Consider the following 12,712-nt stretch of genomic DNA (forward strand, 5'->3'; position numbering starts at 1 on the left):
AGGTGGGTCTGAATGGTTGCTTGTTCAACTACCTCGGAGAGCGTAGCATGTAGATGAACCTTCAATCAACCATCGGCCACGAGACCGGTGACCCGCAACCGAGGCGGCCTAGACTGTGCCCGTGACCCAGCCCACGCCCGAGCAGGCGACATCGCCGTGCGGGTTCCCCGACGACACCCCGTGGCTCGACGCCGCCCAGCAACAGGTGTGGCGCTCGTTCATCGCCGGGACCACGGCGCTCACCGACCAGCTCGACCGCGACCTTCGTACCGGCCACGGGCTGTCGATGCCGGAGTACGAGATCCTCGTGCGCCTCTCGGAGGCCGACGGGTGGTCGATCCGGATGGCCGAGCTGGCGGACGCGGTCGGCTACTCACGCAGCCGCGTCACCCACACCGTGGCCCGCCTCGAGCGGGCCGGCTGGGTCGTCCGCGGGCAGTGCGCCGACGACGGTCGCGGCGTGTCGGCCGTGCTCACCGATCCGGGCTTCGCGGTGCTCGAGGCCGCCGCCCACACGCACGTGCGCGGCGTGCACGACCACCTCGTGGCGCAGGCCTCGGCCGAGGACTTCGCAGCCGTCGGCCGGGTCATGGCCGCCGTCGCAGCCCAGCTGCACGCCCGCCCCTTCTGACCCCCCTGCCCAGATGCGCTCCCATACCAACCACTTTCCCGACGATTCGGGTTGAATCGGGAGCACTTCTGGGTCGGGTGGGTCCACAGCGCGGGAGAGCTCTGGTCCTCGTCCACAGGGGCGGCGGCGGGCAGGACGCGATGACGCCCTCAGCGCGACGCTGGCACCGTGCGCCACCTCCCACCCGCCCTGGCCGGCCGACCGTTCACCACCCGCGAGGCGGCTGAGCACGGAGTCACCCCACGGATGCTGCAGGGGCAGCGGTTCGTCCGGGTGCACCACGGCGTGTACCGGACCGCGGCGACCGAGGTCGATCTGCTGTTCCGCCTGCGAGCGGCCCTCCTAGTGCTGCCCGCCGATGCCGCCGTGAGCCACCTGACGAACCTGCGTCTCCGCGGGCTCTCCATCGGCGCGGAGACCCCCGTGCACCTCTCGACCAACTCGCCGATCCATCGCACCGTCCAGGGCGTGGTCGTCCACCGTCGACGTGGCCGGCTGAGACCGACCGTCGTCGCCGGCCTCCCCGTGCTGGGAGCGCGGCGCACGTTCGTCGACGCCGCCACGCGCCTCGACGACCGACGCCTCCTGCGGGGTCGGCGACTGGCTGGTCGGCACGGGCGCGGTGGACCTGCTCGACCTTCGGGGCTACGTCCTGGAGTCCCACCTCGACGGCGTCCGCCGCGCTCGCCGGGTCGCACCTCTCGTCCGCAGCGGGGTGGCCTCCCCCACCGAGTCCGACGTGCGATGGGCGCTCCATCGTGGCGGCCTGCCGGAGCCAGAGATCAACGTCGACATCCACGATGATCACGGCGGCTGGCTGGCTCGAGGCGACCTGGTCTACCGGCGATGGAAGGTGCTGGTCGAGTACGACGGCTGGCAGCACGAGCGCGACGCCGACCAACGCCAGTGGGACCACCTGCGCCGCGAGCAACTCGAGGCCTGTGGCTGGCGAGTCGTGGTCATCACCGCCGCCGACCTGCGGCAGGTCCGTGGCGTCGTCGTGCGGGTCCGCCAGGCTCTCCGCCAACGCGGCTGGCCCTGCTGAATCGCCCAGAAGTGCTCCCGAACCAACCCCATCTCACGGGGAAAGGGTTGGTTCGGGAGCACTTCTGGGTCGGGGTCAGTCGCGGGTGAGGCGCCGGTGGGTGACCCGGTGCGGACGGGCCGCGTCGGCACCCAGCCGCTCGACCTTGTTCTCCTCGTAGGACGCGAAGTTGCCCTCGAACCAGAACCACTGGGCCGGGTTCTCGTCGGTGCCCTCCCAGGCCAGGATGTGGGTCGCGATGCGGTCGAGGAACCACCGGTCGTGCGACGTCACCACGGCACAGCCCGGGAAGTCCAGCAGGGCGTCCTCGAGCGCCGACAGCGTCTCGACGTCCAGGTCGTTGGTCGGCTCGTCGAGCAGCAGCATGTTGCCGCCCTGCTTGAGCGTCAGCGCGAGGTTCAACCGGTTGCGCTCACCACCGGAGAGCACCCCGGCCTTCTTCTGCTGGTCCGGACCCTTGAAGCCGAAGGAGGCGACGTAGGCCCGGCTGTTCATCTCGAAGTTGGCGACCTTGATGAAGTCGAGCCCGTCGGACACGACCTCCCAGACGTTCTTGGTGGGATCGATGTCGCCCCGGTTCTGGTCGGCGTAGCTGATCTTGACGGTCTGCCCGACGGTCAACGATCCGGAGTCCGGCTCCTCGCCGCCGGTGATCATCCGGAACAGCGTCGTCTTGCCGACACCGTTGGGGCCCACGATGCCGACGATGCCGGCCCGCGGGAGGGTGAAGGAGATGTCGTCCCACAGCACGCCGCGCTCGTCGAAGGCCTTGGTGAGGTTCTTGGCGTCCAGCACCACGTCTCCCAGGCGCGGACCGGCCGGGATGTTGATGTCGGAGGTGTCGATCTTGCGGGCCTTCTCGGCCTCGGCGGCCAGCTCCTCGTAGCGTGCGAGTCGCGACTTGCTCTTGGTCTGGCGACCCTTGGCGTTGGAGCGCACCCACTCCAGCTCGCGCTCGAGCATCTTGGAGCGCTTGGCGTCCTTCTGGCCCTCGATCTTCAACCGGTCCTTCTTGGTCTCCAGGTACGTGGAGTAGTTGCCCTCGTACCCGTGGATCTGGCCGCGGTCGACCTCGGCGATCCATTCGGCGACGTTGTCGAGGAAGTACCGGTCGTGCGTCACCGCGAGGACGGCGCCGGGGTAGGTCTTGAGGTGACCCTCCAGCCACTGCACGCTCTCGGCGTCCAGGTGGTTGGTGGGCTCGTCGAGCAGCAGCAGGTCGGGCTGCTGCAGCAGCAGCTTGCAGAGCGCGACCCGGCGACGCTCGCCGCCGGAGAGGTGGTCGACGAGCTCGTCGGCCGGCGGGCACCGCAGGGCGTCCATCGCCTGGTCCAGCTTGCTGTCGAGGTCCCATGCACCGACGCTGTCGAGGTAGTTCTGCAGCTCACCGGTCTCGGTGCCCAGGGCGTCGTAGTCGGCATCGGGCTCGGCCATCTCCATGTAGGCGGCCTCGAGTCGCGCCATCTTCGCCTTGATCTCGGCCACGGCCTCCTCGACGTTCTCGAGCACCGTCGCGCCCTCGGTCAGGGGCGGCTCCTGCTGCAGCATGCCCACCGAGGCGTTGGGGTCGCGCACGAGATCGCCGTTGTTCGGATGGTCCAGCCCCGCCATCAACTTGAGCAGCGAGCTCTTGCCCATGCCGTTGGGACCCACCACGCCGATCTTGGCGCCGTGGAGGAAGGACAAGGAGACGTTGTCGAGCACCACCTTGTCGCCGTGGGCCTTGCGGACATTGCGGAGGGAGAGGACGTAGTCAGCCATGGTGCGTCCAGCCTAGCGAGCACACCCCGCCCGGCCCGACCCGGCCGACGGCTGCCCGCGCCTCAGGACAGCGCCTGCTCGATCCCTCGTCGGTAGCGGTCGTAGAGCTCCAGCTCGGCCCGCACCGGCTCGACGACCCGGGCCCGGGCCACCTCGTCGATGGTCGCCCTCAGCTCGCGGTCGGCATGGGCCGCGCGGCGCCCTGCACCGACCCGGCCGGCCCCCCGCGCCGCCGTCGCCACCGCGATGCCGGCGAGGGCGGCCCCCACTGCGAGCACCAAGGCGGCGGAGCGGCCCATCACCTCCGGCGGGGCTGACACGTCGCCGACGTCGACCACATCGGCCGCGACCCACCACCCGAGCCCGGCGACGGCCGCCACCAGCAGCAACCACTGCAGGACGTTGACGAGGGTCCACCAGACGGCCGGCCGGACGGCCTTCAGGTCGGTGCCCGCGACCGCCCGGTCCAGCTCGGCGACGATGTCGGCGCCCTGGACGGTCGACGCGGCCCGCACCGCGTCGCGCCAGGGACGCTCGAGACCCACGGCAGCCTTCTCGGCGAAGTCCCGCACCGCGGTCTCGGCGCTCGCGCGCTGGACCCGGGCCTCGTCCGGCACGGCCGCCTTGGCCAGGGCGGCCGGCGAGAGGTCCTCGCCGAGGCCCAGCTCCTGCCAGGGTTCCTTGCGCAGCCGACCCAGCCACCGGGTCACGGGCCAACCCGTGCGCCGGACGGCCCGCCGGCGGGTGATCGACGAGATGGCGGTGACGATCTGAGGGACCCCGACCCCGTCGACGAGGGCACGGTCGAGCTCGGCCACATCGGTGTCGGTGACGCCCGGCACCGTGCTGCGCCCACCCACCTCGCTGATCTCCGACGCCCGGGCACGGACGTCGGTGGTGAGTCGTTGTCGGGCCGACGCCTTGGAACGGATCCGGCGGGCCAGCTCGCGCTTCAGGTCGTCGATGCCGTCGCCGCGGGTGGCCGAGACCCCGACCACCGTCACGTCCGGCAGGCCCTCCTCGGCCAGGATGCGCCGGACGTCGGCCAGCGCACGGTCGCGCTGCTCGAGCGGGATCCGGTCGATCTGGTTGAGCACGACGACCGTCACGTCGCTGTACCCGGCCATCGGACGGATGTAGCGGTCGTGGATCGCGGCATCGGCGTACTTCTGCGGATCCAGCACCCAGACCAGGACGTCGGCGTACTCCACCAGCCGCTCCATCTCGAGGTGGTGCGAGACCTCGGTGGAGTCGTGGTCGGGCAGGTCCAGCAGCACCAGACCGTCGAGCTTGGTGTCGTCAGACGACCCGTCCAGCATGCTCATCCGCGAGACCTGGTGCCGCGCGGGGATGCCCATCCACTGCAGCAGGCCCTCGGCCCCGTCGGGTCCCCAGGCGCAGGCCAACGCCCACGACGTGGTCGGGCGCCGGAGGCCGACACCGGCCAGCTCCAGGTCGGTCAGCGCGTTGAAGAGCGAGGACTTGCCCGACCCTGTCGCACCGGCCAGCGCCACGATCGTGTGCTCGCCGGAGAGCCGGAGCCGCTCCGTGCCGCGGCCCGCGAGGTCGGCGGCCGGCTGCACGAGCGACGGCTCGAGGCGTCCGCGAGCGGCCTCGACGGCGTCGGACAGTCCGTCGAGACGGTGCGAGACCTCGCTGGGCTGGTCGCGGAACGGGGTCACGTGCTCGGTCATCAGCGGGTCTCCTCGTCGAGGAAGCCGACATGGCGGGCGTACTCCGAGCGCCGCGCCGCTGCGCGCAGGGCGTCCTGGGATGCGCGGAGTGCGTCGGGCATCGGCAGCAGGTCGAGGTAGCGGGCGGCCTCGAGGACGAGAGCCTCGTCGATGCGTCCGGCCAGGTCGGCCACGACGTCGTCGACCAGCTGGACGGCGACCTGGGCCCCGAAGACGTCCTCGAGGAGCCGCCGGGCGATGTCGGCCGTGCGGGCCTCGGCGTCAGCGGTGCTGGCGGCCAGGGCCGCGACCATGACCGCGGTACCCAGTCCGCCCACCCCGAGGGCCATGAACCGCGCGGTGAGCCGCTTGTCGGTGGTCTGGACCCGCACGGTCTCCAGCACCTGCTGCTGCCAGTCACGCGCGACCCGCTCGGCCCGCACCCGCATGTCGCGGGACGCCCGGTCGAGTCCCCGCTCGACCTCGAGGATCGATCGGCCCGGACCGTGCTCGGCCCAGCCCACGGCCACCCGCGCGGACGCCGACTCCGCGTGGTCGATCAGCATCATGGCCATCGCCTGCTCGATCGCGCGGGCGACGTCCTCGGTCTTGGTGCGCTTGCCGGTGACGCCGTCGACGAGGCGGGTGCGGATGCGCCCCACCTTCTCCTCGACGGACCGGAGGATCTCGCCGGTGCCGACGAACTCCTGCCACCGGGCGACGACCTCGCCGCTCAGCAGGCTGGCGTCCTTGCACTCGCCGATCGCGCGGGCGATCGCCGCGCCGAAGGCGTCCTCGACGATGTCGATCAGCTGTCCGGCGGCCGCGATCTGCGTGTCCAGCGCATCGGCCACGGCGAAGGAGGCCTGCACGTTCTGCCGCACCGTGCCGTCGAGCGTCTGCATGATGACCAGCTCGCGAGCCCGGTCGTCGCCCGCGAGGTCGTAGAGCCAGCCGCGCAGACTCTCGACCGCCTCGTCGGGCAGGAGTCCCTCGGGTCCGACCGCTGCCTCCGGGACGGTGAACAGCGGCGAGTCCGACAGTCCTCGCGACGTCATCATCCGGGCCAGGTGGCCCCGCACCTCGGTGATGCCGGCGGGCGACGTGCGGTCGAGCACCACCGCGACGGAGGTGCCCCGTTCAGCGGCCTGCCGCAGGTAGTCCCAGGGGATCTGGTCGGAGTAGCGGGCGGCGGAGGTGACGAACAGCCACAGGTCCGACGCGGCCAGCAGGTGGGCGGCGACCTCCCGGTTGCCGCGGTCGATCGAGTCCACGTCCGGCGCGTCCAGGATCGCCAGGCCACGCGGCAGGCGCGTCGAGGCCTTCAGCCGCAGGGCGTAGGTGGTGTTGCCGAGGTCCTCGGTGCGGGGAAGTCCGGGCAGGATGCGATCGGCGAGGAACCACGCCTCGTCGTCGGGGTGGTGCACGAGCACCGGCGACCGGGTGGTCGGTCGCAGGACACCGGACTCGGTCACGGTCTCCCCGACGATCGAGTTGACCAGCGTGGACTTGCCCGCCCCGGTCGATCCTCCGACGACGGTCAGCAGCGGCGCCTCCATCTGCACGAGCCGCGGCACCAGGTAGTCGGCCAGCTGGTTGCGCACGGCGTCACGCTGGGTCCGGACGTCGTCGACGTCGTCGGTGGCGAGGTCGAGCCGGACCGACCGGACCACCGTGAGCAGGGTGCTGAGGGCACCCAGGAGCTCGGCCGGTGCGTGTTGGCCGGTCACGACCACGTCCTTTCGTCTCCCGGGTGCTGGATCGGTCAGGGTTCACCCTAGTCGACCGGTCGCCCGGTGGCGGCCCACCGGGAGGCCCGTCGGCCGCCCGGTCCCCCGCAGTGATCAGGACCGGTGTGCAGCCAGCGGCCGGATCGCGGGCGGCAGCACCAGGTCCGGTCGCAGGTCGTCCATCGCGGCGAGCAGCGCCCGGGTCCGCTCGACGCCTGCCGGGACGGGACGCCCGGTCATGACCGCGTCATGGACGAAGGCCATCTCGGTGCCCAGCCGCTGGTACCGCCGCACGACCCTGGCGGCCTCCCGGCCGGCCTCGCGGCGGGCGTGTCGGCGTGCCTGGCGGCGGTAGCCGAACCGCGAGAGGTAGGGCAGCTCGGCGGGGTGGATCCACCCTCGCTGCGCCATGTACGACAGCGAGCGCTCGAGGACGCGGACCTGCCGGGACCGGATGATCACGGTGACGACGGCGAGGCCGGCGAGCAGGACGCTGAGGGCCAGGTAGACCACCACGAACCCGACGCCGCCCCCGAAGGTGACCGAGGCGTTCCACAGTCCGTGCATCAGGACCGCGCCCGCCCAACCGGCCGTGACCACCAGGACCCGCACCCATCGGGAGCGGCACAGCACGGCGAGCCCGAAGGAGATGCCGATGGCGGAGGTGAAGAGCGGGTGGGCCAGCGGGCTGAAGAGTCCTCGCACGACGAAGGTCGTGGTGGCGCCGTCCGCGCCGTCGACCAGGAGGTCCGGTGAACCGAGGTAGCTGATGGCGTAGTAGCCGATGTTCTCGACGAAGGCGAAGCCCAGGCCGACGAGCCCGGCGTAGACCAGACCGTCGACGAAGCCGTCGAGCACCCGCCGTGCGCGCAGGAAGGTGAGCAGGAAGAACAGGCCCTTGGCGGACTCCTCGACCACGGGGGCCACGAACGAGGCCACCACGTCGTCGCTGAGGTCCCAGGCCGTCGCGGCCCACACCTCCAGCCCGATCGATATCGCCACCGCGAAGACGCCGCCCCACACGAAGGCCGCGAACTTGTACCGGCGGGGTTCGGGCTCGTACCGGTCGAGCCACCAGTAGAGCCACCACACCAGCGGCACCGGGATCAGGGCGAGGCCGACCGCGAGCCCCGCGCCGCGCGCGTCGCCCGCCTGGGACGACAGCACCCCGACGCCGACGGCGCCGGACACCGCCACGACCGTGAACATCACCAGCAGCGCCGTCCTCCCGCGTTGTCGCAAGGGGTCGGGACCGGCGGTGGGAGTGCCGAGCGCGGGATGCGGGGGCCCCGCGGGCGCGGGCGGTGGAGGAGCCACCGCGTGTGGATCGGTCACCGCTGCATCCTAGGTCGGTGCCACGCGTGGTCGCGCGGGGCCGACGCCGATACGGTGGAGCGGGACCTCGCGGTCCCGCGCGCCCGTAGCTCAGCTGGATAGAGCAAGAGCCTTCTAATCTCTAGGTCGCAGGTTCGAATCCTGCCGGGCGCACCCTCGCAACGCCGGATCCCCTCGCCGATCCCGGCGCCCAGGATTCGGGGAGGAGGGCGCCCCGCGCCCGACGGACTCCTGCCGGGCGCACCCAGCGCCGATCCCGGCTCACCTCCCTGTGGGAGGGAAGAGTCAGGCGCGGGCGTCGTCGATCGCTTCCTGCAGGTCCTCGGGGGTCCGGGCCTCGGACACCTCTCCGCCGATGAACACCGTCGGGGTACCACTGACGCCGCGCTCGGCACCGGCCTCCTTGGACTCCACGATCCACGGGATGTGCTTTCCCGAGGTGACGCAGGACTCGAAGGTCTCACCACTGGCGCCGAACGGCTCGGCCAGCTCGATCAGCTCCTCGTCCTCCGGCCCGGCCCGGCCCTCGGTGGGCTGGTTGGCGTAGAGGAAGGACTGGAAGTCCAGGAAGCTGGTGATGTCGGTGGCGTCCAGCAGGCAGACCGCAGCGTTGTTGGCCCGCTTGGAGTAGTCGTTGGGGCTGCCGCCACGCTCGTCGAGGAACGAGAACGGGCGGTAGGTCAGGGTGATCTCACCCGAGGCGACCTTGTCCTTCAAGAACTGGCCCGACAACGCCTCGAACTGCTGACACGCGGGGCACTGCAGGTCCTCGTAGAGCTCGACCTCGACCGGCTCCTCCTCCAGGTCGGCCGGGGCGACGCCGGCGTCCTCGGGCGTGTAGGTGATGCCGAAGTCGTCGGTGGCGCTCTCGGGGGCGATGACGTCGGAGACGCGCTCGTTGTCGGAGCTGACCTGCTGGATGCCGAAGGCCGCCAGACCCACCAGCACCACGACGACGCCGATGATGCCGAGGGTGATGACGTTGCGCTCGCGCTTGGACTCCTTGTCCCGCTGCTTGCGCATCTGCTCGGCCCGCTCGGCCCGCTTCTGACGGTCGTTGGTCACTTCTCGCTCCTACCGATGGTGGTCGTACCAGGAGAACCAACGATGCTGCGATCGGGAAGGTTCCCGCCGAGCCTACCGGCCCGGGCCGCGGATCGACCGGCACGCACGGCGTAGGGTGGCTGACCGTGAATGACAAGCTGGTGTGGATCGACTGCGAGATGACCGGGTTGTCGCTGACCCACGACGCGCTGATCGAGATCGCCGTCCTGGTCACCGACTTCGAGCTCGAGGTGCTGGGCCCCGGCATCGACCTGGTCGTGAAGCCGCCCCAGGAGGCGCTGGACCAGATGAACGAGGTCGTCACCCGGATGCACACGGCCTCGGGCCTCATCACCGAGCTGGACGCGGGACTGACGCTGCAGGACGCCCAGGCCCAGGTGCTCGACCACGTCCGCGAGTACGTCAAGGAACCGGGCAAGGCTCCGCTGGCCGGCAACTCCGTGGGCACCGACCGGGCCTTCCTCGCCCGCGACATGCCCGAGCTGGAGAACTGGCTGCACTACCGGGTCATCGACGTCAGCAGCATCAAGGAGCTGTCGCGGCACTGGTTCCCGCGGGCGTACTTCGCCGCGCCCTCCAAGGCCGGCCACCACCGCGCACTGACCGACATCGCCGAGAGCATCGAGGAGCTGCGCTACTACCGGGGCACGGTCTTCCGCGAGGCACCGGGGATCGACACCGAGAACGCGCGGTCGGTCGCGACCGCCGTGGACGGTTCGGTGTCCGGGCACCTGTGATCGGTGGTCATGGCCTGCGCTATGCTCGACCACGCCGTGTCGGGCATCGCTCGGCACGCGTGGTGGCTGTAGCTCAGTTGGTAGAGTCCCGGCTTGTGGTGCCGGTTGTCGCGGGTTCGAGCCCCGTCAGTCACCCCAAGGATCCCCTGCTCCGGCGGGGGTTTCCTTTTCCCGCGCGGGGAGTCTCAGCTGCGGTCGATCTCGATGTCGCCGGTGTCGGTCTCGACGGTGACGAACCCCTGCCCGTCGCCGTCGTGCTGCAGGTCCGACTCCACGTCGCCGGACTCGCTGCCGACCTGGACGACGTAGGTGGTGTCCCCGTCGGGCATGGTCGCCTCGACGTCTCCCGAGGCCGTGCGTGCCTTGAAGCCGAACGGCTGCACCCCGAACTCGACGTCGATGTCGCCGGACCCCGTGCGCAGGTCCAGCTCGACGACCGCCAGGTCGGCCGCCTCGATGTCACCGGTGTCGGACCGCGCGGTGACGACACCGTCGAGGCCGTCCAGCCGCAGGTCCCCGGATGCAGCGGCGATGACGATCGGGAAGCCGGCGGGGACACCGACGGTGACGGCGACACCGCAGCCCGGCGTGACCAGGCCGAGGCAGGACGCGGAGAGCACGATGTCGTCGCCGTCTCGACGGGCGTCGAAGTCGGTGCCGGTCCAGCCCTCGGTGATCGTGGCCGACACCTCGACCTCGGCGCCCCTCGACCGCACCACGGTGACGTCGGCCCCGTCGGTGACCAGCCGGACCAGGGCCAGGTCGTCGACCGCGAGGGTCGACTCCGCGGTGCGGTCGGAGCGGGTCACCAGGCCCGACGCGACCACCGCTCCCGCCAGCACCGCCAGGACCACGACGGCGATGCCGACCGACAGCAGGGTGCGCGACATCGGCGATCGGACGTCGTACTCCCCCACCACGGCGGGCCCGGGCTCGCCGTAGCGGTCGAGGCGTGTCACGCGGTCTCTGCCTTGTCCGCGCCGGTGGTGACCTGCACGGGCACCACGTCGCGGCCTCCCATGCGGGCGGCATCGGCGGTCTCGTCGTCCGGCATGGTCTGGCTCTCGCGCTCGGCCTCGACCCGCTTGAGGTAGTGGTCGACCTCGGCGGCCCGCTGGGCCTTGGACCAGCCCAGCGCCTTGCCCATCAGGGCCGCGACCTCCTCGGCGACCTCCGTGCCACGGTCGAAGGTCTCGATCGAGATGTGGGTGCGGCGCGCGATGACGTCGTCGAGGTGGCGCGCGCCCTCGTGGGTCGTGCCGTAGACCACCTCGGCCGCGAGGTAGTCGTCGGCCCCGGCCAGGGGCCGCCCCAGCTCGGGGTACTTCGCGATCAGGTCGAGGACCTCCACCACCAACGATCCCTGGCGGCGGAGCAGGTGCTCGATCCGACCGACGCTCAGACCGCTCGAGGCGGCCAGCGAGTGCCGCTGGTTCCACAACGCCTCGTACCCGTCGGCGCCCAGGAGGGGCACGTCCTCGGTGCACGACGGCGGCACCCGACGGTCCAGGTGGCTGCTCATCGCGTGCACGGCGGCGTCGATGGCGTCCTTGGCCATGATCCGGTACGTCGTGTACTTGCCCCCGGCGATGACCACGAGGCCCTTGGTGCTGGTCGACACCGCGTGCTCGCGCGAGAGCTGGCTCGTGGCGTCGGACTCGCCCGCGAGCAGGGGCCGCAGCCCGGCGAAGACCCCTTCGACGTCGTCGTGGGTGAGGGGCTCGACGAGGACCTCGTTGACGTGGTCGAGCAGGTAGTCGATGTCACGCCGGCTGGCGGCGGGGTGGTCCTTGCTCAGGGACCAGTCGGTGTCGGTGGTGCCGATCATCCAGTGCCGGCCCCACGGGATCACGAAGAGCACGGAGGTCTCGGTCCGCAGGATCAGGCCGGAGTCGCCACGGATGCGGTCGCGCGGCACCACCAGGTGGATGCCCTTCGACGCGCGGACGTGGAACTGGCCGCGCTCCCCCGCCATGCCCTGCGTCTCGTCGGTCCACACGCCGGTGGCGTTGACCACCTGCCGCGCCCGCACGTCGAGCTCCCGCCCGGACTCCAGGTCGACGACGGTGGCGCCCACGACCCGGTCGCCCTCACGGATCAGCGCCGTGACCCGTGAACGGGTGGCCACGTGCGCCCCGTAGGCCGCCGCGGTGCGGGACAGCAGCATGGTGTGGCGGGCGTCGTCGACCTGACCGTCGTAGTAGTGCAGCGCGCCGACCAGCGCGTCCTTGCGCAGCGCCGGCATGATCTTGCGAGCGCCCCGGCGGGTGAGGTGACGGTGGTGCGGGACACCCCGGGACCGACCGGACAGCCGGGCCATGCTGTCGTACAGCAGGACGCCGGAGCCGGCGTAGAACCGCTCCCACACCCGGTGCTTGAGGGGGTAGAGGAACGGGACGGGCTGCACCAGGTGCGGCGCCAGCTTGTCGATGAGCAGGCTGCGCTCGCCGAGCGCCTCGGCCACGAGGCGGAAGTCGAGCATCTCGAGGTAGCGGAGTCCTCCGTGGATCAGCTTGCTGGACCGGCTGGAGGTGCCGGAGGCGAAGTCACGGGCCTCGACCAGCCCGACCGAGAGGCCCCTGGTCGCGGCGTCGAGGGCCGCACCGCCGCCGACGACCCCACCGCCGATGACCAGGACGTCGAGCTGCTCGCGGGCCATCGCGTCGAGCGCCTTCTGGCGGTTGGACGGGGACAGCGCCACGGATCGCATGGACCCCAGTCAATCACCCCGCACC

10 protein-coding genes and 2 tRNA genes are annotated in these 12,712 nt (G+C 71.3%); 5 read left to right on the forward strand and 7 right to left on the reverse strand.

The genetic code is table 11. The features are described 5' to 3' along the window. Positions 1-121: 121 nt before the first annotated feature. Entirely contained in the window at positions 122-631 is a 510-nt protein-coding gene (locus HMPREF0063_RS09045) for a MarR family winged helix-turn-helix transcriptional regulator (protein WP_007078363.1), read from the forward strand. Positions 632-1,253: 622 nt separating this feature from the next. Continuing rightward, on the forward strand, positions 1,254-1,676 hold the full coding sequence (locus HMPREF0063_RS09055) for a DUF559 domain-containing protein (RefSeq protein ID WP_007078364.1): 423 nt from the start codon (positions 1,254-1,256) through the stop codon (positions 1,674-1,676). A 75-nt stretch (positions 1,677-1,751) separates the two neighbouring features. Here HMPREF0063_RS09055 and ettA read toward each other — a convergent pair whose 3' ends face one another. The 4 genes from ettA to HMPREF0063_RS09075 form a co-directional block, all read right to left on the reverse strand. Beyond that, on the reverse strand, positions 1,752-3,437 hold the full coding sequence (gene ettA / locus HMPREF0063_RS09060) for an energy-dependent translational throttle protein EttA (protein WP_007078365.1): 1,686 nt from the start codon (positions 3,435-3,437) through the stop codon (positions 1,752-1,754). A gap of 62 nt (positions 3,438-3,499) precedes the next feature. Continuing rightward, complete coding sequence (locus HMPREF0063_RS09065) at positions 3,500-5,131, reverse strand: GTPase (RefSeq protein ID WP_007078366.1); 1,632 nt, start codon at positions 5,129-5,131, stop codon at positions 3,500-3,502. After that, positions 5,131-6,840, reverse strand: a complete 1,710-nt coding sequence (locus tag HMPREF0063_RS09070; RefSeq protein ID WP_040320717.1) for a GTPase family protein — start codon at positions 6,838-6,840, stop codon at positions 5,131-5,133. The genes HMPREF0063_RS09065 and HMPREF0063_RS09070 overlap by 1 nt, the downstream gene beginning before the upstream one ends. A 114-nt stretch (positions 6,841-6,954) precedes the next feature. Further along, a complete protein-coding gene (locus HMPREF0063_RS09075; protein WP_156794077.1) occupies positions 6,955-8,175 on the reverse strand; it encodes a PrsW family intramembrane metalloprotease in 1,221 nt (406 codons plus the stop codon). Between the two features lie 79 nt (positions 8,176-8,254). Here HMPREF0063_RS09075 and HMPREF0063_RS09080 point away from each other — a divergent pair. After that, positions 8,255-8,328: transfer RNA gene (locus HMPREF0063_RS09080), tRNA-Arg, on the forward strand. 132 nt (positions 8,329-8,460) lie between these two features. On the opposite strand, the gene HMPREF0063_RS09085 is transcribed toward HMPREF0063_RS09080, so the two are convergent. Beyond that, a complete protein-coding gene (locus HMPREF0063_RS09085) occupies positions 8,461-9,240 on the reverse strand; it encodes a DsbA family protein (RefSeq protein WP_007078369.1) in 780 nt (259 codons plus the stop codon). Positions 9,241-9,365: 125 nt separating this feature from the next. Here HMPREF0063_RS09085 and orn point away from each other — a divergent pair, with 125 nt between their 5' ends. Both orn and HMPREF0063_RS09095 read left to right on the forward strand, forming a co-directional pair. Continuing rightward, positions 9,366-9,977 (forward strand): oligoribonuclease, encoded by a 612-nt coding sequence (gene orn / locus HMPREF0063_RS09090; RefSeq protein ID WP_007078370.1) that lies wholly within the window; start codon positions 9,366-9,368, stop codon positions 9,975-9,977. A 62-nt stretch (positions 9,978-10,039) separates the two neighbouring features. Beyond that, positions 10,040-10,115 (forward strand) — tRNA-His (locus HMPREF0063_RS09095). 47 nt (positions 10,116-10,162) lie between these two features. On the opposite strand, the gene HMPREF0063_RS09100 is transcribed toward HMPREF0063_RS09095, so the two are convergent. Together HMPREF0063_RS09100 and HMPREF0063_RS09105 are read right to left on the reverse strand one after the other, a co-directional pair. After that, complete coding sequence (locus HMPREF0063_RS09100; RefSeq protein WP_040320213.1) at positions 10,163-10,936, reverse strand: DUF4097 family beta strand repeat-containing protein; 774 nt, start codon at positions 10,934-10,936, stop codon at positions 10,163-10,165. Continuing rightward, on the reverse strand, positions 10,933-12,687 hold the full coding sequence (locus HMPREF0063_RS09105; RefSeq protein ID WP_007078371.1) for a glycerol-3-phosphate dehydrogenase/oxidase: 1,755 nt from the start codon (positions 12,685-12,687) through the stop codon (positions 10,933-10,935). The genes HMPREF0063_RS09100 and HMPREF0063_RS09105 overlap by 4 nt, the downstream gene beginning before the upstream one ends. Positions 12,688-12,712: the final 25 nt, after the last annotated feature.

It is taken from the genome of Aeromicrobium marinum DSM 15272 (genome assembly GCF_000160775.2).
Lineage (GTDB): Bacteria > Actinomycetota > Actinomycetes > Propionibacteriales > Nocardioidaceae > Aeromicrobium > Aeromicrobium marinum.

Excerpts from the sequence above, each read along its gene's own strand:
- ettA (WP_007078365.1), bottom strand. The coding sequence starts at position 3,437 with ATGGCTGACTACGTCCTCTCCCTCCGCAATGTCCGCAAGGCCCACGGC.
- HMPREF0063_RS09065 (WP_007078366.1), bottom strand. The coding sequence starts at position 5,131 with ATGACCGAGCACGTGACCCCGTTCCGCGACCAGCCCAGCGAGGTCTCG.
- HMPREF0063_RS09105 (WP_007078371.1), bottom strand. The coding sequence starts at position 12,687 with ATGCGATCCGTGGCGCTGTCCCCGTCCAACCGCCAGAAGGCGCTCGAC.